This window comes from Streptomyces sp. NPDC058701 (genome assembly GCF_042715295.1).
Taxonomy (GTDB): domain Bacteria; phylum Actinomycetota; class Actinomycetes; order Streptomycetales; family Streptomycetaceae; genus Streptomyces.
This window is the reverse complement of sequence record NZ_JBHXSY010000054.1, coordinates 1-22962: the sequence shown is the minus strand read 5'-3', so window position 1 is coordinate 22962 and position 22962 is coordinate 1. Positions and strand designations below refer to the sequence as shown.

The window sequence follows — 22962 nt, the reverse complement described above, 5'->3', positions numbered from 1 at the left end:
GCTCGTGCGGAGCCGACACCCTTTCCCCGCGTCGTCTGGATATCGGGTCGGAGGATCTGGCCGTGATCAGGAAGCGCGCAGCGCCTTGATGTGGTGGAGGAACTCCTGGGCGTCGGGGGAGGCGTTGTACTGCTGGGTGAGCACCCGTCCGAGGTCCTCGCTCACCATCGCCAGGGAGGGGACGGAACGACGGGTGCCGCCCAGGGCCTGTTCCCCGAAGGTCAGGGCGCTCTCCAGGTCGCCGTCCCGGGCGGCGGCCACGCCCAGGGTGACCCGGGCCTCTGCGTTCCGCATGGGGCTGCGCTCGGTGCCGTCGAAGTCAACACCGGCCTGGAGTACCTGCTGCGCGAGGTTCTGTGCCATGCGGTCTTCGCCGACGCGGCGGTAGCAGTCCATCCGGTAGAAGTCGAACTTGCCCGGGTCGACCACGAAGTGATTGCTGATGTTCTCCGGGTACGGCAAGCCCTCCAGCAGCCTCCTCCCCGCGTCCAGCGCGACTTCGGTCTGCTGGCGGTCGCCGATCCGTGCCCACGCCTTCGCGCGCTGGGCGTACAGCTGGACGGCCACCGACTCGTGCGGCGCCGCGGCGATGCCCTCTTCGGCCGCAGCGAGGACACCCCGGTAGTCACCGCGGGTGAGAGCGAACCAGGCCCGCATCTCGTGAGCCCACCCGACGATCCCCGGGTGGCCTGCGTCCTTCCCCAGCGCCAGCGCGGCCTGCCTGGTGGACTCCGCCTGGCGCGGATCACCTGAGTCGTACTCGACACAACCCACCAGGAGCGCCAGCCAGCCGGCCTGAGCGATGACCTCGCGGTGGTGGGAGAGCGACAGTCGCTGGTGCTGCATCCCGGCAACCCGCCCCAGCCAGGCTTTGCCCTCCACCAACAACTGCTCCGACGGCATGTACGCGTAGTCGCTGCACAGCCGGTCGGTGGTAATACGGACCGCGTCCAAGGTCCCCTCGTCCACGTCCGACGCCCGGAGCCGGGCCAGGATGTCGACCGTGTCCATCCCGCTGACGGCCATGATCTCCTTGCGGCCGTCGCGGCCCGACCGCGGGAAGAAGGCGTCGGGCACCGTGCCGAAGGTGCGGGCGATCAGCTCGCGGTAATCGCGCGGCCAGACGCCGGCCTCCCATCGCCGCCAGTTCCGCAGCAGGGTCTCCTCATCCGGCAGCGGCCGGTCGGAGTGGGCCACCATCGCCCGGACAGCTTCGGTCGGCCCCCATCCCCGGGCACCTCGCTCATCGAGCATCCGCTGCGCCCATGCGGGTCGGTCACTGACCACGGCGTACCCCTCTCGACCGGTTCTCCTAGCCGAGTCTGGCACGCAACGTACCCAGGGGAGGGGGGACGAAGCAGCAGATGTCAGGCGGACAGTTCGAGTGTCCGCCCACTGCCTCTGCTGCACAGCGACCCCACAGACCACGGTGGTTGATCAGAGGGCCGCAGCATCGCGGCGCCGCTCCTGCCGCGAGGGACGGGGACCTGATGGACCACCAGAGCGCCGCTTCGAGGTCAGGATTCCTGCGCAGGCATCTGGTCAGGCGAGGCGACGCACCGGAACCCCGTGTCGTCGTCCTGCATGAAGTCGTCCGCGGAGTTGAAGGAGGAGGGCGCGCCGCGGAACAGGGGGCTGGTGAAGGCGCTGCCCTTCAGCTCGTACCGCCCTGGCGTTTCAGGCGTCGACAGCCACTCCCAGACGTTGCCCACCATGTCGTAGACCCCGTACGGGGAGACGCCGGAGTGGTACCGGGACACCGAGGTCGTGCGGTCGATGCCGGTCTCCCGGACGTTGCACTTCGCGGCGGTCTTCTGGTTTCCCCACGGGTACACGGCGCCGGTCGTTCCTCGAGCTGCCTTCTCCCACTGCTCTGCGGTGGGGAGAGTCTTGCCCGCCCACTCTGCGTACGCCGTGGCGTCCTTCCAGGAGACCTCCACCACCGGGTGGTCGTACAGCGACTTGGGGCAGCGCCCGCCCTCCCAGTGCTTCGGGGGCCGGCTTCCGGTCGCGGCGCAGAAGCGCGCCCAGTCCGCGTTCGTCGTCGGGAATGTGTCGATGTAGAACTCGTCGACCCAGATGGGCTCGTCGTCGTCGCCGGACAGGAAGATGCCCTCCGGCACCTGCGTCATCAGCTTCCCGTCCCGGGGGTGCTTGACGTACTGACCGCTGACCACGGGAACGTCCGCAGGCTCGATCAGCTGACGCGGCACCACGTCGTTGACGGAGAGCAGGCCGATGAACCGTCCGTGGACGTCGGGGTCGGAGGTGGCGAGCAACGTGTCGAGCGCGGCCTGGTTGACCATCCGAGGGATGCCTTCGAAGCCGTCCCTCTCCCACCGCGAGACGATGCGGTCGGAGACGCCCAACTTCGCTGCGAATTCCATCAGGGTCAGGCGCGCGGCTTCCCGCAGCGCTTTGACCTCCCGGCCCGTCCACTGGGTTACGAGTGGCACGGTCGTCTCCCCCTTCGATCCGGCTGCGGACCCTTGTGGGGTCCGCAGCCGCTGTCGTGTCGGTTACAGACGCTCGTCCGGAAGGCCGGCGTACGCCTTCCGCAGAGTGTCGAGAACAGGATCATCGCTGTCGAATTCCACGGCGTCGATTTTGCTGATGCTGCGCACGCCGATGGAGGTGTTGGTGGCGAACGCCGCCCGCATCCGGGGGAGATCCGCGAGGGTGACCGGCGCGGTGGTGGTCTGCTCGTGGGCCTGCTGGAGCAGCTGCATGGTGACGCCCGGCAGGACAGGGGCGTCGGGCCAGACCACGGTGCCGGCCTCGTCCACGAAGCCGAGGTTCCAGGTTCCGCCCTCGGAGACACGACCGTCGGACTCCACGAAGATCGCGTCGTCGTAGCCAGCCAGCTGCGCCTTACGCCGGAGGTGGAGCTGACCGAACAGGCCCATGTGCTTCACCACGGCCAGGTCCCGGCTGAACGAGAAGGTCTTCGCCTTGAGCGGCGGGGGAGGCATTGCGCCCGTCGGCCTCGAGGTCACCAGGACCTGCGGATGGGCTTCCACCCCGGGGTGCCCCATCTCCAGAGCAGGGTCGAAGACCGTGATGCGGATGTTGAACGACCCCGACTGGTGCGCCACGGCCTGGCGGACGTAGCCGAGGACCTTCTCGGGATCGAGCTCCGCGCCGAACACCAGGCGGGAGTCCCGCACCAGCCGTTCCATGTGCAGCGACAAGCCGCGGATGACGCCGTCGTCGACGCGCATCGAGGTGAAGTGCCCGTAGTTGGTCAGGGCGAGGGTCTGAAGGTCTTCGAGAGACACCGGGGATCCGTTGAGTTCAGCCATGGGCCTCAGTCTGGCACCGGATCAGACCCCAAAACCCCTGGCCAGCAAAGAAAGTTCGCTTTAGTTCGGTCTGAGGCCGGTAGCAGGTCGTACCCCCGAAGCCGTTTCGAGCCGAGGCTCTGTACATGGCTCAACACGAATCGGTCGTCCTCCCGGACACCTGCTGCGAACAGGGCGAGCAGCGCGCATGGATCCCCAGCTGGCTTCGCTCCGGCATCACCGTCTTCGACACGGAGATCAACCGGACCGGCGAGGTCATGGCTGTGGCCTGGCCCGGCTGCGACCTGCGGCAGGCATGGCGGGCGTGGCTCCGTCCGCTCGGCGGGGGCAGGGAGTGGAACCCCAGCGTGGACCGCCTGGTCAGGCATTTGGTGCCACAGGACGCGTGACGTTCCGCCCGGTATGCCCCCAACTTGCCACCACTCTTAGCATCAGCACTATGCAAGACTCTATGCATTGCGCTAGCGTTGGGTGAAGCAGGGAGTTGGCACTGTTCTTGCTACACCGCTATGCGTAGTTCTGGAGATTGGGGAGAAGACATGACGAACTGGATCGGGGATCGCTTCCACGCGGACCCCTGGATCGTGATGACGGCGGGGGGTGTCCTCGTGCTGGTCCTGCTCCTGATCGTGATGAAGCAGGTGCAGAAGCTGCTGGCCGAGCGCCGCGCGCTGCTGGAGGAGATCGGGGAGCCGGAGCAGAAGCGGCCGCTGTCCGTGGTGATGCTCTCGGTGGCTGCGGTGCTGGCGACCGGGGTGTCGGGTGACACGGCGTGGCGGTTCGTCGGCAGTGAGCTGGGGATCACCAACGAGTTCGAGCGGGCCTTCCTGTTCGGCGTCGGTGAGATCGCCCTGTTCTCCCTGGCGCTGGCGGCCCGCACCAACCTGCGGAACCCGGAGAAGAACCGCACGGGTGCCCCGGGCATCGCGGTGTGGATGGTGTCCGCGTTCCTCGCGGTTCCCGCGTTCACCGAGTCCGGCAGCCTCCCGGCCGCGCTGTTCCGCACGGTGATGGGCCCGCTGGCCTCTGCCTTCCTGTGGCACCTGGCCATGGGTATCGAGCTTCGCCAGGCCAACCCGAAGGCCCGCGACAACGGCCTGTGGGCGCTGCTGGTCGGTCAGCTGCGGGAGCGGACGCTGGCCCGTCTGGGTCTGGTGGAGCGCGACCGGGACGCCGACCAGATCGCCCGCGACCGGGCGACGGTCAAGGCCGCGGCGCTCACCGAGAAGTACGAGGCGCAGCTCAAGGGTGGCAAGGAAGGTGTCCGGTCGCGGCGTACGGCGCGGCGGATGCAGAAGCAGTTCCGCAAGGCCGGCGTCGCCACCATCCAGGCGCAGCGCGACCAGCTCCTGGCGCTGCGTGCGGTCTCCCAGCACACGCGCGGCCTGGTCGACGTCCAGCTGGACTCGCCGTGGACGACAGCCGCGCCGGCCGTCACGGTTCAGGCGACGGAGGCGGACCCTCTCCCCGCGTCGAACGGCCCGAAGGTCTCGCTGACCAAGACGGTCGACTTGGACGAGGAGTGGAAGCGCATCGCCGAAGCGACCAAGGACGACGACGGCGACAACCCGGACGACGGCGACAACCCGGACGACGACCCCAAGGGCCCCGGCGGTGCTCCGCTCCCGGAGCAGGCGTCGGGCGATGCCGAGGCGATCGCGAACGCGACCGTGTGGGCCCGCGATGAGGAGCCGGAGACCGCGCCGGAGCTGGAGCCGGTTCTCAGCGAGGCCGACGTGCACGCCAAGGCGCTGGAGCCGCTGAACAACGCGGACGCGATCCGGTACGCGATTCGCGAGACCGGCAGCGCAGTGGCCGGGCAGCTTGTGCGGTGGCTCGCTGAGCACGGCAAGCAGGGCGTGAACGAGGGCCAGGCGTACCGGGTCGCGAAGAAGCACTTCGACGAGCAGCGCCGGAGCAACATCCGTCCGCTGCGCCCTACCACCGGGGCCTGATGTGGAGGCCGGACGGCAGGGGATTGCAGGCGGCCGAGTTACCGCGCTGTCGCTCCCCTGGCCGGTTCCGGCGATACACCAGGGCTACAGCAGGCCCCCTCAGCAGGAAGCAAACAGCAGAACACCAGTTCAACCCCGTAGTGAACGGGTGGTCCGGTCGGCGGGTTCATCGCCTGGCAGCAGTGCCCGCCGACCGGTACGGCCCATCAACTCAGCAGAGGAGACGACCGTGAGCAGCAGTCTGGCAGGCGGAGAGCAGCGTCCGGAGCAGGACGGGACCGGCAACGAGAGCACGTGGAGTAGCGAGAGCAGCGCCGTTGAGCAGCGGGCGGACCTGCCCCTGGTGGTCCTGGAGGACGAGGCGGCACTGTTCTTCGGCACGACGGGCAGCGGAAAGTCGCGGATGAAGGACGTGCTCCAGGCGCAGATGCTCTTCGCGCAGGGCCGCACGAGCACCTTCCACGTGGTCGACGGGAAGTCCGCCGGCCTCGAGGCGGGTGAGTGACGATGCCCATCTGGATGATCGGAGCGGCGGCCCTGCTGCTCGTGCTGCTCTTCAGCCCCGGCCGGGGCGGGAGCCGTAGCGAGCGGCGGCTGCTGCGCACGATGGCCCGGCAGCAGATGCCGATGCAGCCGGCGGATGCGCCCGGCTGGATGCCCGGAGCGTGGGCGAACGGCCGCAAGCGCCACTGGGTGAGCCTCATGCCCAGGTGGGCCGTGGTCCTGCTGTTCGTGCTCTTCGCGGTGGTGCTGGTGGCCGTGATCTGGCTCTGGATCAACTACCGGACCTGGTTCGTCACCACGGCGCTGGTCCTGCTGGCCGCCCTGGTGTGGGTCTGGCGCCGGGGCCGGGCGGCCCGTCGGCACCGTGACCAGGTCGTTCGCCCGTTCTTCGCCGCCGCCAAGAAGATCCTGACGGACATCCCGGCCACCGACGACGCCCGCCGGTGGGTCACGATCCCCCAGCACCTCATGGGGCCCGAGGCTGAGCGCCGCCTGCTGCGGGAGCGCCTCCCGAAGAAGCTGGTGGAGCGCATCGACGCGTCCGCGACGGTGGCCCGCCTCTCCCTGACCTGGGCAAAGCTGCTCCGCAGGCCGGTCGCGTGGCTCGACTGGTTCCGTGCGCTGAAGCTGGTGGCCTGGTGGCTGGAGCGCCAGGCCGCGGCTGAGGCGGATGCGGCTCTGTCGGTGAAGATTCCGCCGGAGGCCGAGCTGGGCGACGGGGAGCAGACGCGGCTGAAGAACCTGGTCAGCCGCCGTATCCCGGGGGAGTGGGACGCGTCCTGGGACCACCAGAACTTCGTGGTGACGTTCAAGCACCCGCCGCGCCCGCCGGCCAAGGTCTTGTTCAACGAGGTCCAGGACATCATCGACAGCCTGCCGGATTCGCAGGTGCTGCTGGGCCTGGGCACCCGCAACGAGAAGATCGTCCTGGACTTCGAGGACGAGACGCCGCACGTGGGGCTGTCCGTCGGCACCGGTGGCGGCAAGTCCAGCACGCTGCGGAACATCATCGTCCAGCAGATCCGCAAGGGTGCCGAGAAGTTCATCATCATCGACCCGAAGCTGATCTCGCTGGACTGCCTCGACGGAATTCCCGAGGTCGAAATCCACACCGAGATCATGGAGCAGTGGGCCGCCATCGCGAAATTCGCGCTGGAAATGGAGCGCCGCTACCAGATCAAGAAGATTGACAAGTCCGCGACTTTCCCGCGCTGGTTCCTCGTCATGGAGGAGCAGAACGACTTCGCGGAGGAGTCCTACCAGACCTGGATGGACGTCAAGGACAAGAAGGACCCGGCGCGCCCGCCGGTGTTCGGCCAGGTCGCGAAGAGCCTGTTCAAGGGCCGTCAGGCCAACATGAACATTATTTCGGTCTACCAGCGGCTTACCGCACGTGCCGCAGGCGGTACCGAATTGCGTGACCAGTACGGTGCGAAGATTCTCGCCCGTTTCTCCCCGCAGGCGTGGAATTCGCTCGTGGCGACGACGCCCCGGCCGAAGTCCAGCCGCCACAACGGCCGCGCGGTCGTGGTGATCGGCGGGTCGGAGCGGGTCTGCCAGCTGGTGTTCGTGGACGAGCGCGAGGCTCGCGAGTACGCGCTCAACGGCCGCGACCCGGTCACCCAGCCGGCCTACGTTTCGATTGCGGAGCGTGAGGCCGAGGCCCTTCCGGAGCCTGTGTCCATGGTGAAGGAAGAAGTGTCCACGCTTAGCGATCACCAGGGAAGTGTCCATGGACAGTCCATGGACAAAACCGACAGTAACGGGGCAAGCCAGACCGTCACTGAAAGTGACGTCCACAGGAGCGAGGACGGGGTCGTCGTCCCCCTGATCAAGCCCAGCCCGGAGCCGGAGGCGATCGTCGGCAACGACGCCGCCGCCGCCTTCCTGGAGATGCCGAAGGACAACTTCGTCAAGGCCCGCCAGCGCTACAAGAAGCGCGAAGGCGAGGACATCCCGGGCACTTTCCAGGTCGGGAATTACCCCGCCTGGTGGCCCAAGGACCTCAAGCGCTGGCAGGCGAAACTCCCCCGCACGGGAGTCAAGGAAGTCGCCAACCGGTAGGAAGAACCTTCGAGTCGGCGGCCCGGATAAACAACCGGCCGGGCCGCCGACCCGAGAAACCACCACCCTTTTCATTCACGGCCCGGGATACCTCTATCCCAAAAACGAGCGAATAGCGGGGAATTCGAAATGGCTAACGTCTCGATCGTCATACTCCTGGCCCTGATCTGCGCCGCCTGCGTCAAGTTCGGCGTCATGAAGGTCTGGCACATTCTCGTCGCCGGTGCATTCGGCTTCTACGTGGCCTCTTCCTCCGTCGGCCCCACCGTCGGCGAGGGACTTACCAATTTCTTCACCTGGATCGGATCGCTGAGCGTCTGACCGGCCGACGTCGCTGATCCCCGGCGCACTCGCCCCGGGCATCGGCGTCGACGACCGGCCGGACCCGCCAGCCGACCAGGTGAAGGGAGCTCCACCGAAAAAAGTTCGCGTCGACTGTCACACGCACCCCCCGAAAAACAACCCGTAGCAGATGACCAGCCCTCTCGAAGGAGACCGACACCGTGACCACCGACCAGCCCGGCGAGCAGGACCCGAAGACCAACGTCCACGAGCTCCAGTCGTTCCCCGGCCCCCGCACCCAGGACGCCGGCACCACGACGGAGAACACCACGACGGCCTGGCCGCACGACGACGGAGGCGACCTGCGCACCACCTTGCTCAAGCAGCAGCTGCACCGTGCGAAGGACGCGTCGGGGGAGTGGTTGTCCGACCGGGGCGACGAACTGCGCCAGGCCGTCACGGGCGGCTGGGACGAGACCGAGGACTGGATCAAGGCGACCCTCGGGGGCCTCGCGCTCCTGGTCGTCCTCGGAGTGGGCGGCACCCTGCTGACCGCCCTCATCAAGGGCGTCCTTGCGCTGGCCTCGCTGATCACCCACATGCACGTCGACACCGGGCCGCGCTCCCACACCGGCCTGCTGGCCACGATCACCGAGCCGGTCCGCGCCTACCTCACCGGCCAGACCCGCGGCCTGGCCGTCAGCGCCGGCACCGCGTACGCGGCCTGGCAGCTCGCGGTCCTCGGCACCGGCTTCCTGTCCTGGGCCACGACCTCGTTCGGCGCGCGCTTCGCGTGGGGCGTCGTCGGGGCCGGCACCGCCTGGATGGTCTGGAGCGGCGCTCCGGCCACCGGCCGTGAGGTCGCCACCGGCCTGACCGTCCTGGCCTGGGGCCTGCTGTCCATCGTCGCGCTGCGCGGCTTCCGCGTCCGCGGCTTCTGACCCGACCGCCCGGCGGGCGCACGGCCCGCCGGGCGGGGCCCACCTCGCAGAAACCGACGAAGGAGACCGAGATGAACCTCACCGAGACCCTGACGACCGCCGCTCCCCACACCGACCGCGAGGACCTGATGCGTCACCTCGACGCGCAGACCGACACCGCGTACGGGCTGATGGAGGTCGCCGCGATCCAGGCCGTACGGCTGCTGCCCGACCCGCCCGCCTACCAGGCCGGGATCCTCGGGGCCCGCCGCCAGGCCGCCGACGTCGCCGTGCTCATCGAGGCGATGTCCACGGCCGCGACCGCCAACGGCCAGATCGAGCTCGCCCAGCGCCTGGGCACCGCCGCCGAAGACGCACACGACCTGCTGATCCTCCTGGCCCACGCCGCGCACGGCACGATCCCCGCCGACCCGGACGACGAGGACCACCAGGAGGACGGCGAGAAGGACCAGGCCGCCGAACCCGTCGCGGCCTGACACGAGAAGAGAGAAGGAGAACCCCCGCCATGAAGTACCGAGTCGAGATCCCCACCCAGGACAAGACCACCGGCGCGAAGGGCTGGCAGTGCGTGGTGGTCGACGCGACCGTCACCCGCGAGGCCCGCTCGCTCGCGCTCCTGGAGGCCGGCGACCTGACCGCCATCCGGCACCGCCGCGACGCGGTCCTGGTCCTCAACGACCCCGCCCGGCCGATCAACGTCATCGACGTGACGCTCGGCTGAATTCGCCCCGGGGCGGCCGTCCACCGGCAAAGGAAAGTCGGCCGCCCCGGGCCCCCGGAACCCCCTGAAGAGAACCGGAGACCCCCATCATGACCGCAACGCTCCTGCAGATCGAGTCCAGCGCCCAGCTCCTGGCCGACGAGGTGGAGGGCTGGCTCAAGAACCTCACCGAGACCAGCCCCGCCAACCCCCTCCCCGCGTCGCCCGTTTCGGCCCCGGCACCGGTCTTCGACATCAAGGCCCTCGCGGCGGCCGGCCTCGCCGAAGTCGAGCGCAGCCAGCGCGCCACCCTCGCCGCGCAGCGGCTCGCCCGGCCCGTCCTGCTGGCCCGCCTCACCCGCCGCCACCTGCGCCCCGCCGACCGCGCCAGTGTCCACATCCGCCGCGCCGCCGCCGAACTCGCCACCGGCGGATGGTGCCGTGGCGTCCTGCGAGACGCCCGCGGACAGCACTGCATCCTCGGTGCCCTCCAGGCCGTCCCCGCCGACAACGACACCGCGCTGCGCTCCCACATCCACATCCGCGCCGCGATGACCACCCCGGCCTACGCGCGGCCGTCCGACGCGTACATCGAGCGCCTGGAGCACGACGCCCGCCGCCACGGCCAGGACGCCGCCGCCGTCCGCCGCGCCCACGAGATCGCCGTGCACAACAACCTCACCGCCCCCACCGTCGGTGCCGTGCTGGAGCTCCTGGAGCGCGCCGCCGCCATCGCCGAAAGCTCCGGCGACTGAGGTGTCCGGTTTCCCGCAGAACATGACCGCTCCGCTTCACCCGAACAGGAATGAGGACCCCATGGCCGTCCCGTACACCCCGGACCCGCACAACAAGCAGCTGCTCCCGCTGGGCGTCGACCCGTCCAACAGCCGCCCGATCACCCTCGACCTCGACCTGTACCCGCACCTGCTCATCGAGGGCGGCACCGGCAGCGGCATCTCCTCCACGCTGCGCCTGATCACCGCCCACACCGTGGCGACCGGCGGCACGGTCGACATCATCGACCCTCGGATCGCCAGCCTCGCCGAGTTCGACGGCGTTCCCGGCGTGCACATCACCACGGACCCCGCCACGTTCGCCGCGCAGATCGAGGCGTTCCACGCGGAGATGCAGCAGCGCTTCGAGACGTCCGTGAGCACGCCGCGCCGCATTCTGGCCGTCGACGACCTGGGCACCTCGATCATGGCGGCCCGTCACTCCGAGGGCCCCGACCTGAAGAACGCGATGCGGCTGCTGGGCGAGGTCGCGTTCGCCGGCCGCGCGGTCCGTATGCACCTGGCCCTGGGCAAGGCGGACCGCGCCGCCCTGCGCCGCCTGGGCGACTCGGGCCAGCTGCGGGAGGCCGCCACCGTGCTGCTCCTGGGCAAGTCGTCCCGGATGACCGCACAGCATCTGGGCGTCGACCCGCTGATGCGCCGCAGCTACCCCGGCGCCGCCGTGCTGAAGACCCCCGGCGCCGGCAGCCGCCAGATCGCGCTGGCCTACCTCACCGAAGAGCAGGCCCGCATCGTCGCGACCCGGGCCCCGGCCGCCGACTGAACCTCCGGCCGCTGTCCACAGGCAAAACCTTTCACCATCACCAGGCGGCCCGGGGCCTTCCCGGCTCCGGGCCGCCCGACCCGAGAGGTACGACCGATGAACCGCAGCCCCGGCAAGTCCCGCCTCCCCAGCTGGAGGCCGTGCGTGAGGCGCCACCGGCCGGTGAGGGCCGCCGCGCTCCCCGCGCCGCTCCGCAAGCCCGCACCGCTCCCCTCGACCTGACCCCGGACACACCGAAGGGGCGCGCCCCGACGCCAGCAAGCAACCAGGGCACGCCCCACCTCTCGAAGGAGGCACACGCAGATGACCACACGCCACACCAGCACGGCAACCCCGGCAGCGGTGCCGGGCCGTGTGCAGATGGACAACCTGATCGCCGCCCTGCGGGACGCACAGTCCTCGCCGGAGCTCGCCGACCAGCGCCACCAGTTCCTCGACATCGACCCCGACCTGGAGCGCGACGACTACACCCGTCCCGCACGGATCGGCGGTGCACGGTGATGATCGACGCCATACTCGCCGCCGGTCTCCCGGCCCTCGCCTGGGCGGCCCACGCCGGGCTGCTCCACCGCCAGCTGCGCGCTGAGCGACGCGACCCGCTGACCGGACTCACCGACCGCCGTACCTGGATGCGCCGCGCCGACCGGCTGATCCGGCGCGGCCGGGCGAACACCGTCCTGCTTCTGGACCTGGACGACTTCAAGCCCGTCAACGACACCTTCGGCCACCAGGCGGGCGACGCCGTACTCGTGGCCACCGCGGCCCGCCTGGCCGACCACTGCGGACCGCGCGCCGTCGCCACCCGGCTCGGGGGAGACGAGTTCGCGGTGCTCCTGGACGCCGACGACCCGGAGGAGTTCACCGCCGGCCTCGCCCGCGAGCTCGCCCGCCCGGTCCCGTGGCCCGGCGGGCCGCTGCGCGTCAGCGCCTCCATCGGCTGCGTCCGCATCGCCGACCTCGAGGAGCCGTCCGCGTCCGAGGCGCTGGGAGCGGCCGACGACCGGATGTACGCGAAGAAGGGCCGTGGCCGCCGCGGCCGGGTCAGCCTCCAGAAGGCGGGGGCCCGCTGATGAGCGACGACCAGTTCCGCGCCTGGCGCTGGGACCGCGAGGACATGGCCGCGAACCGCCAGGCCCTCGTCCTGTTCCGGCACGGCCACGAGATCCGCTGCGACCACAAGGGCCTGCTGCTCGACGGGCGGCGCCTGGACACCACGCCCATCTACACGCCGGTCCCGGCGAAGGACGGCGCGCCGGCCCCGGCCCCGCTGGAGCTGGGCGACGACGGCCGCCTCGTCTACCGGGGGCGGCTGCTCGCCCGCCTCACCCCGCCCGCGCCCGGCACCGCCGGCCCCGGCCCCCTCGAAGTCCTCGTCACCACCAGCACCGTCCCGCCCGTACGGAGGGCCGCCTGATGCCCGCCGTGGTGGAGGCCAACGCCCTGCGGGCGCTGACCATCTGGCAGCCGTGGGCGGACGCCGTGGCGTACCTCGGCAAGGACGTGGAGAACAGGACCTGGCGCACGAGCTACACCGGTCTCCTCCTGGTGCACGCCGCGCTCCGGGTCGACCAGGCCGCGATGAAGCAGATGCCGGCGGGACTGCCGGGCGTGCGGGGCGCGGTCATCGCGACGGCCCGGATCACCGGCTGCCACAACGAGTGCGACGGCTCGTGCAGCGAGTGGGCCGAACCGGGCCTGTGGCACTGGCAGATCACCGACGTCCGCCCGCTCGACACGCCGGTGACCGCCACCGGCGTACAGCGGCTGTGGATCCCCGACGCGGCACTGCGCGCACGGGTCGCGGCCGTCACGACCTCTTCCCCGCGTCGTTCCAACACCGAGGGGAGCGCCGCCCCATGACGTGACGCCAGCGAACTGACCCTTCTCCTGCGGCAGGCCCGGTCAGCACCAACGGACCGGGCCTGCCGCGCTCTTATCGATGTGACGAATGTTGTTTGGGGTGGCGCACGGTGATCCAAAAGGCCGCGATGTGGTGTAGGTTGTTGGCTGATCAGTTTTCTACATCAGGTTGGGGAGGCATCGGCCATGCGCTCAGCTCATCGTGGTCCGGATCAGCGGGAGGGTGTGTCCTTCGCGGAGATCGCCCGCATGTCCGGTGCTGTGTCGAGACCGACCGCGCAGGCGCTCGCCACGACGGCCGGGGTGCCGGGGCACGGTGTGCGCCGCGGTATCTCTCCGGAGAACGGCCGGCGGATGGCCATGGCGCTCTCGGTGGGGCTCCTCAACGCGGTGTCGGCCCGTGCGATTGCCGAGAACCCGCAGGCGTTCCTGTCGTCCCTGTACGAGCTGCGGGACCTGGTGGAGGTCATCGACGACGCTCAGCGCGAGGCAGCGGGGTCGATAACGGCGGCCTGACCTCAAGCACGACAAAGGCCCGGCTCCCCTGGGAAGGAACAACCGGGCCCTCATCACCCACTACAACGCTTCGCTTCCTGTTCCTCGCCGGGGTTATCAAGCCCGGACGACGGCCTTATCAACCGTTGTGGACGCAGGTCGCGAACCTTTCGTCATTGGAGAGCGTACCCATGGCTTCGGCCATCCACTACTCACACATTTCAAATGTCCCGAATGTCACCCCGTCCGTGTGGATCTCCGGCGGTGGTGCTCGGTGACGACGCTCACTCTCGTCCCCCGTTCCGCGGCGTCCGACCGCTCCTCCTACGAGCGCGCCCTCGCCGCGCTGGAGGCTGCCGGGTGCAGGCCGCGCGCCCGGGGCGAGTCGGGACTGGACGCCTGCTGCCCGTCCCACGATGACACCGACGCGAGCCTGTCGGGCGACTGGAAGCCGGGCACCGCGACCCGGTCCGGCGCGATGATGCTCAAGTGCCACGCCTCGTCCAACTGCACATTCGACACCATCCTCGAAGCGCTCGGTCTGCGCCGCGCCGACATGTTCGACGGACTCTCCCCGGAGTTCGCGGCCAAGCGCGGCACCGCCCCCTCCCCGCGTCGTATGCCCCCGCCGCGCCAGGCCGCGCCCGCCAAGCCCCGCCGCGCCATCGAGCCGAAGCCCAAGGCCGACCACGAGCACGACTTCGAGCTGGAGCGCACCCACACCTACGCCGACGCCAGCGGCCTGATCATCGCCAAGATCTACCGCAAGCGGTGCACCGTCGATGGCTGCCGCGAGAAGGACTTCCGCACCGGCTACCCCAACGGCAAGCCCGCCGACGGCGTCCCGCTGTACGGCACCCCCGAACTGGCCGCCGCCATCGCCGACGGCCGCACCATCCACATCTGCGAGGGCGAAGGCGACCGCGACGCGCTCGCCGCCGCCGGAGAGATCGCCGTGTCCGCGCCGTTCGGCGCCGACAAGGGCGAGGGCGACAAGTGGCTGCCGATGCACACCGAGCAGCTGCGCGGCGCCCGCGCCGTCGTCATCTGGGCAGACCGCGACCCGGCCGGACTCATGCACGCCGGATACATCGCCAACCAGCTGCTCACCTCCGGCGGCATCCTGCACGCAGAGCCGACCGCCACCGGCACCGGCGTCACCATCGACCTGCGCATCGTCTACCCGGCCGTCGAAACGCCGAAGGCCGACGCCTCCGACCACCTCGCCGCCGGACACGCCGTGGCCGACGCCGTCGACGTTCCCGCCGAAGACCTTGCCTCCACCGGCCTCACCGGCCCGGCCACCGCCCCCGTCCCGGCCCCGGCCGAGAAGAAGCCGGCCGCGCCCGCCAAGGGCAAGACGCCGAAGACGCCCACGGAGAAGAAGCCCGCAGGCCCCGCCATCCCGGCCCCGGGCGACCTCATCCAGGGCTCCTCCACCTGGTGCTACTCCACCGAGTACGGCGACGACGGCGCACTGTGGAAGGCGACCGGGCGCGGCGACAAGCGCAGCTGGGACATCGAGCTGGAGTGGGCCCCCGAGGTCGAAGAGCGCCTGGTCGTCCTCAGCGACGACGGCAAGGTCACGGGCAAGTACTTCACGATCCGCGTCGGCGAGGACACCAACACCGTCGAAGCGGTCGACCTGCGCACCGGCGAAGCGTGGGACAAGTACCCCGACGCCGTCGGCACCGGCGCCAAGCCGGTCCGCGAGGTGCTCGCCAACTGCGTCGAAACCCAGGCCCGCAAGATGCCGCGCATCCCCGTCGTCAAGCGCACCGGCTGGCACACCCTCCCCGACGTCGGCCGCACCTACGTCTTCGCCGACGGCCGCACCTTCCCCGAAGGCCGCCACGTGCGGATCATCGGCGTCCCGGAGCCCCTGGCCCGCGCCGCCGCGCCGCTGGACCGCACCGCCAGCGACGACGAGTGCAAGGCAGCCGTGACCACCGTGTGCGAGCACGGATGGGCAGGCGCCTTCGGCCTGGCCACCGCAGCACGCTCCCTGGGCTTCTCGCTCAGCCCCGTCGCCGCCTCCCTCATCGGGGAGGCAGAGCCGAACTCCGGCAAGACCCAGCTGGGCAACATCGGCCGTTCCATGGTGCTCACCCCCCGGCCCAAGCTGTGGCCGCCGGTGGTCACCAAGGGATTCAGCTCCACCATCACCAGCATCGAGTGCGCCATGGAGCTTGAAGGCGACATGCCCTCCCTCCTCGACGACGTCGCCATCACCCGGGCCTCGTCCGCCATGGAGCTGCGCGACGCCAACGCCAAGCTGGAGATGATCCTGCGCGGCGCGGGCAACGCCGGAGAGCTCCGGGGCCGCCAGAACCGCGACATGACGGCGCGCACGAGCAACTACGCCCGCTCCATCCCCGTCGTCGCCGCGCAGATGCTGCCGCCCACCATGCAGCCCTCCCTCTACCGCCGCACCGTCGTCATCTACCTCTCCCAGGAGGGCGGCGAGGTCAACTGGCGCTGGTACCGCGACGGCGGCCACGCCTCCCTCGCCGTACCGCTGCGCACCATCGGCGACCGGATCATCGCCCACCTCCACGGCATCGAGAAGGTGGAGGAGTACCTGGCAGACCTCGAAGCACAGGCCCTGAAGTGCTTCCTGCCGTACGTCGAAGCGGCCATGCCCAAGGCGTCCGGCGCCATGGACGGCGTCGTCAACGCCGCCGCCGCCATGCTCTCCGGCTTCGGACTCCTGGCGGCCGTCACCGGCCTGGAGATGGAAGACCTCATCGCCACCGTCGCCACCCCGCTCGCCCTGTCGCTCAAGCGCCAGGCACGCAAGTACGACGACCAGGTCGTCATCCAGGACGACCTCAGCGCCGCCGTGGTGGAGGTCGTCCGCGCCGCCCTCGCAGGCGGCCGGGCGCACGTCCGCGACGAGAAGGGCGTCATCAGCCCCGCCGTCCCCGGAGAGGTGGAGCAGGTCCAGGGCGTCACCAAGGCCCGCGACGGCTCCGACAACTGGGAAGGCAAGGGCCCCGCCGTCTACTGGCTGCCGAACAAGGGCCCGGCCGTCGGCATGAAGACCCCCGAACTCCACCTGCTCCTCAAGTCCAGCAGCGACCCGCGCGTCCAGGGCATCGGCACCCGCTCCCTGCCCGAAGCGCTCCTTCAGGCCGGTCTCACCATCCGCAACAAGGACCAGAAGGGCCGTGTCGCCGTCCACCAGATCCGGGTGGGCGACTCCAACCCCCGCCTGCTCCTCCTCAAGGCAGAGGAGGTCTGGGACATCGACACGCCCCCGGAGGCCGACGGCCCCACCGACGACGGAGGAACGGGCGGGGGCGACGGAACCGGACCGGGCGACGGCACCGGAGACACCCAGCCGTCGGCCGACCCCGTCCAGGGCGAACTCCCCGACACCACCACCGAGCCCGCCGCCGAACACCCCGTACAGGACACCCCCACCGCGATCGAACAGGAGGAACCCGAGATGGGCGCACAGATGGACGACGTACCCAGCGGACCGTGCGTCCGCTGCGGCAACATGACCCCCGCCACCAACGCGGACGGCCAGTGGCAGCACGCCGAACTCCCCGGCCTGTACCGGTGCGACCAGGGCTACACCGTCCCCCAGTTCGCCCACCTCAACCCGATCGTCGCCCCGCACCTCAACCGGCAGCCGGCACCCGTCGCGCCCCCGGCCGCGCCGACGATCCCCACCCAGGCCGCCGACCCCGAGCCGACCCCCTCCCCGCGTCCCGTCGTTGCTCCCGTCCCCGCTCCGGCCCCGGCGGCGCGGCGTACGCAGGCGACTCCCGCCCCCGACGCCGCCTTCCCGAACGGTCCGCTCGCCGTCCTCGACCTCACCGACGACGGCCAGGTCCTCGCGCACCTCGTGGACGGCCGCACCCTCGACTGCCCGGCCCGCAGCATCCCCACCCTGATCAAGTGGACGCTCGAAGCCGGACTCGGACAGCGACGCCTCCACAAGTGGGGCAACGACGCCGACCCGCTCGTCATCCTCACCGCGGCCGTCACCAAGAAGATGGGCCTGCCCGCCGACCTCGAAGACCGCGACGGCCTGCGCCTCGAACCGGGCCACAAGGTCATCAAGGCCCTCGACAAGGCAGGCTGGACCCTCACCAAGCGGGGCTTCGGCCCGTGGCCGCGCATCTACAAGCCCGTCCAGGACGGCCGCCGCATCTGCGTCCAGCTCGCCATCGTCCCCTGGGGCGCCCTTGGCGAGGTCTCCGGCTGGGGCCTGGACGACGACACCGCGCCCGCCGACATCGCCCGCGCCCTCGGCACCTACGCGGACCGCGTCATCGCCCCCCGCGGCACGATGGCTACTAGCGGCCTGGAGCTCATGCTCCAGCTGCGCCCCGCCACCCGCCCCGTGAAGGTGGAGACGACGGACGAGGCCACCGGCGAGATCACCGAGACGTACGTCTCCGGCCCCGTCGAAGGCTCCCTCACCCAGCCCCGGCAGCCGGCCCCGTGCGAGGCCCGCGACGAACACCCCGTCGCCTACGCGCTCTACGGCAACGACCGCCCCGCCGACAGCGTGATGCGCGAAGAGGCATGGAGCTGGCACCGCGACCTCCAGGGCCCGGAGCAGGACTTCGCCAACTGCATCGGCCTCGACACCAACACCAGCTTCCTGAGCTGCTCCTCCCGCCTCCTGGTCGGCGACAGCGACCCCGTCCACCACGTCCGCCCGGCCTTCAACCCGAAGACCCCCGGCGCCTGGCGCATGGACTTCTCCGGCGCCTACGACGAACTCGCCCGCAGCCTGCCCGCAGGCCAGACCAACCCGCTCGACCCGCGCCTGCCCAACCCCTTCACCCAGAATGGCCTCCCGCCCACCGGACCCGCCTGGTACACCACCCAGACCGTCGACTACGCCCGCAAGCTCGGTCTCCAGGTGAACCCCATCGAGGCGTGGCTGCGCACCCCGCTCACCGGCGGCTGGCTCGACCCGTGGAACGAGCGCCTCGCCACCGCGTACAAGACCACGATGGCCAACCTCGGCATCACCGAGGACATGCAGCCGGAAGCCTTCCTGGAGGCGATGGAGCGCTACGACGCGGGGGAGGGCGACCCGATCGAGCGCCTCGTGCTGAACGCGATCAAGCAGTCGGCCAAGTCGGGCATCGGCAAGCTGAACAGCAGCCCGGCTCGCTACATCGGATACCAGCCCGGCCAGCCCTGGCCGGAGCTCGACAAGCCCTGGTTCCGCCCGGACATCCGTGCCTCGGTCATCTCCACCGCCCGCATCGTCCAGCACCGCAAGATGGTCAAGATGCTCACGCTGACCGGCCGGGCCCCGCTCGCCGCGTACTCCGACTGCGCGATCTACCCGTCCCACGGCCTGTCCCCGCTGGAGCTGATCCCGCGCAAGCCCGACGGCACCCAGGTGCCCGGAGCCTTCCGCCTCGGAGTCCAGCCCGGGTGGGCGAAGTTGGAGGGAGCACGTTCCCTCGCCTGGTACGTCAAGACACATGAAGACGGGGTCAACCCCGCCAAGTACATCGCGCCGCAGAAGACCGAGCGCTACGACGACGGGGAGTGAGGATCACCATGGGAAAGCTGTTCGACGGACTCCGCAAGGCCGTGTACGGCAAGCTCACCCCCGAGCAGGCCGCCATCCCCAAGACGGTCAAGGGCCAGGCATCCGCCCTGCTGCGCGAGGAGAAGAAGAAGCGGGGCGAGGCCGGCGCGGTCAAGCGCGTCGCCGAACGCCTGGGCATCAAGCCCGACTCGGTGTACCGCTACCTCAGCGGCAAGCGGAAGAACCCGCCCAAGCACATCGCGCAGAAGCTGGAGAACGAGGTCCGCGCCAGCGCGAAGCCGCGACTTCAGAAGAAGGTCATCCAGGAAGTCAAGAACGCTCCGGTGCGGATGTCGGCCCGCGCGAAGATCGGATACAGCAACTCGGCATCCGGCAGGAAGACCCCCGACGGGCGAATGCGGAACATCGCTGAAACCCTCCCGCCCGCCTACGCCACTCCACTCTGGCAGGCACTCGAAGACGGGGATGAACAAGAGGCAATGCGCATCATCCGTGAATACCTTCAGACTGAGTACATCCAGGAAGGCGGAGGAAACAACGCCTACACGGAAATCAACTTCACGGACATCGACCGAATGGATTTCAACATCTGAGTAAGCGCGAATAGGGCGGGCCCCCGGATTCAATCCGAGGCCCGCCCTATTCGCGTGCTCGCGCCCGGAGATCCCCGTGAGGAGGACAGGGCGCGACCCCCCGGCAGCCACCGGATCGAGGTTGCCCTACAACTTGCCTTTCAACTTGCTCTACAACTTGCCCTCCAAGTTGCTCTACAACTTGCCTTTCAACTTGCCTCCAGCTCTCGCAGAGCGGCATCGAAACCACAGCTCAGCGAGCTGGACAAGGGGGTCTCGGCACGCCGACTACTTCCCTACAGAGAGGTCTGGAGAAGTTGGACCCGTACCGACGTCCACCGCGGTTCCCACCTGGTACAGCTCATCGTCGACAGGACCTTGCGGAGGGCAGAGCCTGCGCCCTTCCCGAGCGCGGCCGGGCCGGGGCGCCTTACAAGGCGCTTTCCAGGGCGTCCTGCAAGGCGTTCGACAGGGCGCTTCTGAGGGCGCTCTACAAGGCGCCTCAACCTTCCTCGGCGAAGGGCGGAACCTGCTGGTCACGCACTTGGACAAGGGGTCTCCCCGGCGCCGACTACTTCTCTACGGCACCCTCCGGCGGTTCGTTGAAGTCGACCCGAGGTTCCCGTCGGCCTTGGTTCCCGGTCACGTCCTGGCGCTCGACGTCGCCCCAGAGCTGCACCTCGCTCGGCTCCTCCGGCGGGCAGCGGATACGCCAATCCGCCCGTCGGCAGGCAGGTCGCGCCCCACGTCGCGCCCCAAGTCGCGCTCCACGTCGCGCTCCAGGTCGCGCCCCAAGTCGCGCTCCAGGTCGCATCGGGCTGTGTCTTCGGAACGTATGAAACCCCAGGTCAACGCCGTGATTCAGCGGAGTATCGAGCGCCGACTACTTCCCTACAGAGGGGTCTGGCGAAGTCGGACCCGATGCCGGCGTCCGCTGCGGCACGAGGATCTGCGATCCCTGGGCACGCCCTCCCGGCCGATGGCCAGCTGCGTCGTACCGACGCGGTGAAGGGGCAGCGCCCGGCCCCGGCCCGCCGCTACCGTGAACACGACGCCACACACCGCCAGGAGCCCGCCATGAGCGACCACGAGCAGCAGCCGGCACCCGACCGCCAGCCAGTCACCGCGAAGGGCGCAGACGCGCTCCGGGCCTACGCCGCCCGCCAGCAGTCCAACGCGAACGAGCTCGCGGCCTTCCTCGAGGACGTCGCCGCCAACGGCCTGCCCGCCCCAGAGACCACCACCCCCTGGGAAGTCGTCCGCGACCGCCGCCTTGCCGAACTCGCCAGCCAGCGCGGCAACGTCGCCTGATGGCCAAGCACGGAAGCCGACGCGCCAAAGTCGGTTTCACCGACGCCGCGATCACCCAGATCAACAAGCTCTCCGAAACCGAAGTCCACGCCCTCGATCGCGCCCTGGCCGCGCTGTCCGTCGACCCGACGATGGGCCAGGAGATCCCCGGATCGGATCCGGAGCTGTGGCGGTACGACGACGACATGGAAGACGTCACCGTCATCTACTACGTGACCGCTTTGAGGTCCGTCATCGTGGTCGCGTACGTAGAGGCGTAACCCGCTCAGGAAGGCCCCCAGAAGCCCGCACAGGGCCGCTGGGGGCCTTCCTGCTGTCCACGGGCGACGGGAGCCCGGACAGCAGCTCTCAGCAGCGCTCAAGAGCCCCGATGCCGAACCCGCGCCCTCCGCTGCCGAACAGATTCGGGCAGACCCACTAGTCAAGGGCCAAAACGGACCCCCTTGACCAACCGCGGAACCCGTCGTCAGACCGTGGTCAAGGGGGGCTGTGATAGTGCAACGCGCGAGTGAAACGCGGACTGCAACACAGAGGCGCAGCACGCCCCTGAACTGGCAGAAGCTCTCCCGATCCGAACCCGGACCGCGCGTTGCACCCTCGTGTTGCACCTCGGTAGGCGAACGGGGAACCGTTCGGCTCCCCGCGACGGCCTTCCGCCCCGCGCTCCCGTACGCCCTGGCGGCCGGCCCTCGCGAAGAGGAGCCTGGAACCAGGCGCAACCGGTGTCACGGCACCTGTCACGCTGCCTGTCACGCGCATTGTCACGCTGCCTGCTGTCACGTGCTCTGACCTGCACAGACAGCCCAAAACCCCGCCCCTGAGCCCAGCGTGACACCCGAGCGTGACACCCGCGCCCCGGCACCCAGGAGGACCGATGCGAGCCCGGGACATCCGGACCGGCGAGACCTACATGGTCTGCGTTCCCCAGCGCCTGCCGCGCAGCCTCCGCGACCGCCTGCCGCGCGACCGCGAGACCTTCGCCGCCGACATGCGCCTCCACCTCCACCGCGGCAAGCGCTTCGACCTGACCGTCACCGACGTTCACCCCGGCCCGCCGGCCCCGCCCACCGTCGACGGCATCGAGACGCTCAAGACCAGCAACGTGGCGCTCCCCCTCACGAGCGAGCAGGCCGGCCTCCTCGGCCTCCCGCTCGACACCACGTACGAGATCCAGGGGCTGCTCCGTGACGCCGACGGCGAAACCGTCCAGCTGCCCACCACCCTGACCCACACCGGCCTTCCGGCCCGCTGGCTGCTCCCCCTCGGGACGCCGACGGTCCTCGACCCGCTCTCCATCGCGTACTACCGGTTCCGGGTGCGCGAGCAAGCCACAGGAATGACGCCAGAAGCCATTTTCGAGGCTGCGGCCGAAGCGCAGGAGAGCGAAAGGGAGACCGCAGGGCGGGCCCTCGACAATTACGAGGCAGAAGACGTCTTGCATACCCGGCGAGTTGAGCATCAGGAATGGCGTAGGATTGAAGCAGTAATGGCACAGACGGGAATGCGGACGTACGATCCGTCAGGCGACTCGGAGATTTCAGAGAACGAGTTGAGTAACCCGATTAGAAAGCGCCTTGACGGGAAATAGATTCTCTGAGAGGATCGCAAAACAAGCGAAATTGAATCAGGCGAGATAGGAAAGGACGGGGAATGGGGATAATGAGCGACCAGCGGATTTCAATTACGCGGAGCGGGATTGAAAAAGGAATTCATAAAACGGAAAGTCGGAGGCCGGGCGAGGCCGGCACCTCCTCCCCGCGTCGCTGCGTCTTTGTCTTTGACCCCGCTGACCACGGTGTTTCTAGTTTGCAACGTAGATCAGCCCACGCGGCGCGCGGAGCGTGCCGCCGTCCCTGGGTTGGCGCAGCGCGCCGCCCCACCCGCTC

Annotated in this window: 23 protein-coding genes; 20 read left to right on the top strand and 3 right to left on the bottom strand. The window is 69.6% G+C overall.

Annotated elements, in window-relative coordinates:
* Positions 1 to 66: 66 nt before the first annotated feature.
* The 3 genes from ACFWW8_RS33790 to ACFWW8_RS33780 form a co-directional block, all read right to left on the bottom strand.
* Positions 67 to 1200 (bottom strand): XRE family transcriptional regulator, encoded by a 1134-nt coding sequence (locus tag ACFWW8_RS33790; protein WP_386535405.1) that lies wholly within the window; start codon positions 1198 to 1200, stop codon positions 67 to 69.
* Between the two features lie 317 nt (positions 1201 to 1517).
* Positions 1518 to 2456: an SUMF1/EgtB/PvdO family nonheme iron enzyme gene (locus ACFWW8_RS33785; RefSeq protein WP_386535402.1), complete on the bottom strand. Its 939-nt coding sequence runs from the start codon at positions 2454 to 2456 to the stop codon at positions 1518 to 1520.
* A 63-nt stretch (positions 2457 to 2519) separates the two neighbouring features.
* On the bottom strand, positions 2520 to 3302 hold the full coding sequence (locus tag ACFWW8_RS33780) for an aminotransferase class IV family protein (RefSeq protein WP_386535400.1): 783 nt from the start codon (positions 3300 to 3302) through the stop codon (positions 2520 to 2522).
* Between the two features lie 125 nt (positions 3303 to 3427).
* On the opposite strand from ACFWW8_RS33780, the gene ACFWW8_RS33775 reads away from it, so the two are divergent.
* From ACFWW8_RS33775 to ACFWW8_RS33680, 20 genes are all read left to right on the top strand, one after another.
* On the top strand, positions 3428 to 3691 hold the full coding sequence (locus tag ACFWW8_RS33775) for a hypothetical protein (protein WP_386535398.1): 264 nt from the start codon (positions 3428 to 3430) through the stop codon (positions 3689 to 3691).
* Positions 3692 to 3841: 150 nt separating this feature from the next.
* Complete coding sequence (locus ACFWW8_RS33770; RefSeq protein ID WP_386535396.1) at positions 3842 to 5257, top strand: hypothetical protein; 1416 nt, start codon at positions 3842 to 3844, stop codon at positions 5255 to 5257.
* Between the two features lie 229 nt (positions 5258 to 5486).
* Entirely contained in the window at positions 5487 to 5762 is a 276-nt protein-coding gene (locus ACFWW8_RS33765) for a hypothetical protein (protein ID WP_383203074.1), read from the top strand.
* Between the two features lie 2 nt (positions 5763 to 5764).
* A complete protein-coding gene (locus tag ACFWW8_RS33760; RefSeq protein WP_386535470.1) occupies positions 5765 to 7825 on the top strand; it encodes an FtsK/SpoIIIE domain-containing protein in 2061 nt (686 codons plus the stop codon).
* 129 nt (positions 7826 to 7954) lie between these two features.
* On the top strand, positions 7955 to 8146 hold the full coding sequence (locus ACFWW8_RS33755; protein ID WP_383202399.1) for a hypothetical protein: 192 nt from the start codon (positions 7955 to 7957) through the stop codon (positions 8144 to 8146).
* Positions 8147 to 8328: 182 nt separating this feature from the next.
* Positions 8329 to 9048 (top strand): hypothetical protein, encoded by a 720-nt coding sequence (locus ACFWW8_RS33750; RefSeq protein ID WP_386535392.1) that lies wholly within the window; start codon positions 8329 to 8331, stop codon positions 9046 to 9048.
* A gap of 71 nt (positions 9049 to 9119) precedes the next feature.
* The gene (locus tag ACFWW8_RS33745; RefSeq protein WP_386535389.1) at positions 9120 to 9524 is read left to right on the top strand and encodes a hypothetical protein; all 405 of its coding nucleotides are present in this window, start codon (positions 9120 to 9122) and stop codon (positions 9522 to 9524) included.
* A gap of 29 nt (positions 9525 to 9553) precedes the next feature.
* Positions 9554 to 9769: a hypothetical protein gene (locus ACFWW8_RS33740; protein WP_383202391.1), complete on the top strand. Its 216-nt coding sequence runs from the start codon at positions 9554 to 9556 to the stop codon at positions 9767 to 9769.
* Positions 9770 to 9858: 89 nt separating this feature from the next.
* Positions 9859 to 10503, top strand: coding sequence for a hypothetical protein (locus ACFWW8_RS33735; RefSeq protein ID WP_386535386.1), 645 nt, complete (start codon positions 9859 to 9861; stop codon positions 10501 to 10503).
* Positions 10504 to 10564: 61 nt separating this feature from the next.
* Entirely contained in the window at positions 10565 to 11305 is a 741-nt protein-coding gene (locus ACFWW8_RS33730) for an FtsK/SpoIIIE domain-containing protein (protein ID WP_386535383.1), read from the top strand.
* A gap of 303 nt (positions 11306 to 11608) precedes the next feature.
* The gene (locus ACFWW8_RS33725) at positions 11609 to 11806 is read left to right on the top strand and encodes a hypothetical protein (RefSeq protein ID WP_383202383.1); all 198 of its coding nucleotides are present in this window, start codon (positions 11609 to 11611) and stop codon (positions 11804 to 11806) included.
* Positions 11806 to 12375: a GGDEF domain-containing protein gene (locus tag ACFWW8_RS33720; protein WP_386535379.1), complete on the top strand. Its 570-nt coding sequence runs from the start codon at positions 11806 to 11808 to the stop codon at positions 12373 to 12375. Before ACFWW8_RS33725 ends, ACFWW8_RS33720 begins: the two co-directional genes overlap by 1 nt.
* The gene (locus tag ACFWW8_RS33715) at positions 12375 to 12719 is read left to right on the top strand and encodes a hypothetical protein (protein WP_386535377.1); all 345 of its coding nucleotides are present in this window, start codon (positions 12375 to 12377) and stop codon (positions 12717 to 12719) included. The genes ACFWW8_RS33720 and ACFWW8_RS33715 overlap by 1 nt, the downstream gene beginning before the upstream one ends.
* The gene (locus tag ACFWW8_RS33710; RefSeq protein WP_386535374.1) at positions 12719 to 13165 is read left to right on the top strand and encodes a hypothetical protein; all 447 of its coding nucleotides are present in this window, start codon (positions 12719 to 12721) and stop codon (positions 13163 to 13165) included. The genes ACFWW8_RS33715 and ACFWW8_RS33710 overlap by 1 nt, the downstream gene beginning before the upstream one ends.
* A gap of 261 nt (positions 13166 to 13426) precedes the next feature.
* Positions 13427 to 13681 carry a hypothetical protein gene (locus ACFWW8_RS33705; RefSeq protein ID WP_383202372.1) on the top strand — a complete coding sequence of 85 codons (255 nt, stop codon included), beginning with the start codon at positions 13427 to 13429 and terminating at the stop codon, positions 13679 to 13681.
* 253 nt (positions 13682 to 13934) lie between these two features.
* Positions 13935 to 19193 carry a telomere-associated protein Tap gene (gene tap / locus ACFWW8_RS33700; protein ID WP_386535372.1) on the top strand — a complete coding sequence of 1753 codons (5259 nt, stop codon included), beginning with the start codon at positions 13935 to 13937 and terminating at the stop codon, positions 19191 to 19193.
* 8 nt (positions 19194 to 19201) lie between these two features.
* On the top strand, positions 19202 to 19786 hold the full coding sequence (tpg, locus tag ACFWW8_RS33695) for a telomere-protecting terminal protein Tpg (RefSeq protein ID WP_383202366.1): 585 nt from the start codon (positions 19202 to 19204) through the stop codon (positions 19784 to 19786).
* Positions 19787 to 20842: 1056 nt separating this feature from the next.
* Positions 20843 to 21076: a hypothetical protein gene (locus ACFWW8_RS33690; RefSeq protein WP_185036629.1), complete on the top strand. Its 234-nt coding sequence runs from the start codon at positions 20843 to 20845 to the stop codon at positions 21074 to 21076.
* The gene (locus ACFWW8_RS33685) at positions 21076 to 21336 is read left to right on the top strand and encodes a hypothetical protein (RefSeq protein WP_386535368.1); all 261 of its coding nucleotides are present in this window, start codon (positions 21076 to 21078) and stop codon (positions 21334 to 21336) included. The genes ACFWW8_RS33690 and ACFWW8_RS33685 overlap by 1 nt, the downstream gene beginning before the upstream one ends.
* A 614-nt stretch (positions 21337 to 21950) precedes the next feature.
* Positions 21951 to 22664, top strand: coding sequence for a hypothetical protein (locus ACFWW8_RS33680; protein WP_386535365.1), 714 nt, complete (start codon positions 21951 to 21953; stop codon positions 22662 to 22664).
* Positions 22665 to 22962 lie beyond the last annotated feature (298 nt).

What these genes read in the sequence shown, in the direction of transcription:
- ACFWW8_RS33790 (WP_386535405.1), bottom strand. Translation starts at nt 1,200, where the DNA reads ATGGTGGCCCACTCCGACCGGCCGCTGCCGGATGAGGAGACCCTGCTG.
- ACFWW8_RS33780 (WP_386535400.1), bottom strand. Translation starts at nt 3,302, where the DNA reads ATGGCTGAACTCAACGGATCCCCGGTGTCTCTCGAAGACCTTCAGACC.
- ACFWW8_RS33775 (WP_386535398.1), top strand. Translation starts at nt 3,428, where the DNA reads ATGGCTCAACACGAATCGGTCGTCCTCCCGGACACCTGCTGCGAACAG.
- ACFWW8_RS33770 (WP_386535396.1), top strand. Translation starts at nt 3,842, where the DNA reads ATGACGAACTGGATCGGGGATCGCTTCCACGCGGACCCCTGGATCGTG.
- ACFWW8_RS33760 (WP_386535470.1), top strand. Translation starts at nt 5,765, where the DNA reads ATGCCCATCTGGATGATCGGAGCGGCGGCCCTGCTGCTCGTGCTGCTC.
- ACFWW8_RS33755 (WP_383202399.1), top strand. Translation starts at nt 7,955, where the DNA reads ATGGCTAACGTCTCGATCGTCATACTCCTGGCCCTGATCTGCGCCGCC.
- ACFWW8_RS33745 (WP_386535389.1), top strand. Translation starts at nt 9,120, where the DNA reads ATGAACCTCACCGAGACCCTGACGACCGCCGCTCCCCACACCGACCGC.
- ACFWW8_RS33740 (WP_383202391.1), top strand. Translation starts at nt 9,554, where the DNA reads ATGAAGTACCGAGTCGAGATCCCCACCCAGGACAAGACCACCGGCGCG.
- ACFWW8_RS33735 (WP_386535386.1), top strand. Translation starts at nt 9,859, where the DNA reads ATGACCGCAACGCTCCTGCAGATCGAGTCCAGCGCCCAGCTCCTGGCC.
- ACFWW8_RS33730 (WP_386535383.1), top strand. Translation starts at nt 10,565, where the DNA reads ATGGCCGTCCCGTACACCCCGGACCCGCACAACAAGCAGCTGCTCCCG.
- ACFWW8_RS33725 (WP_383202383.1), top strand. Translation starts at nt 11,609, where the DNA reads ATGACCACACGCCACACCAGCACGGCAACCCCGGCAGCGGTGCCGGGC.
- ACFWW8_RS33720 (WP_386535379.1), top strand. Translation starts at nt 11,806, where the DNA reads ATGATCGACGCCATACTCGCCGCCGGTCTCCCGGCCCTCGCCTGGGCG.
- ACFWW8_RS33715 (WP_386535377.1), top strand. Translation starts at nt 12,375, where the DNA reads ATGAGCGACGACCAGTTCCGCGCCTGGCGCTGGGACCGCGAGGACATG.
- ACFWW8_RS33710 (WP_386535374.1), top strand. Translation starts at nt 12,719, where the DNA reads ATGCCCGCCGTGGTGGAGGCCAACGCCCTGCGGGCGCTGACCATCTGG.
- tpg (WP_383202366.1), top strand. Translation starts at nt 19,202, where the DNA reads ATGGGAAAGCTGTTCGACGGACTCCGCAAGGCCGTGTACGGCAAGCTC.
- ACFWW8_RS33690 (WP_185036629.1), top strand. Translation starts at nt 20,843, where the DNA reads ATGAGCGACCACGAGCAGCAGCCGGCACCCGACCGCCAGCCAGTCACC.
- ACFWW8_RS33685 (WP_386535368.1), top strand. Translation starts at nt 21,076, where the DNA reads ATGGCCAAGCACGGAAGCCGACGCGCCAAAGTCGGTTTCACCGACGCC.
- ACFWW8_RS33680 (WP_386535365.1), top strand. Translation starts at nt 21,951, where the DNA reads ATGCGAGCCCGGGACATCCGGACCGGCGAGACCTACATGGTCTGCGTT.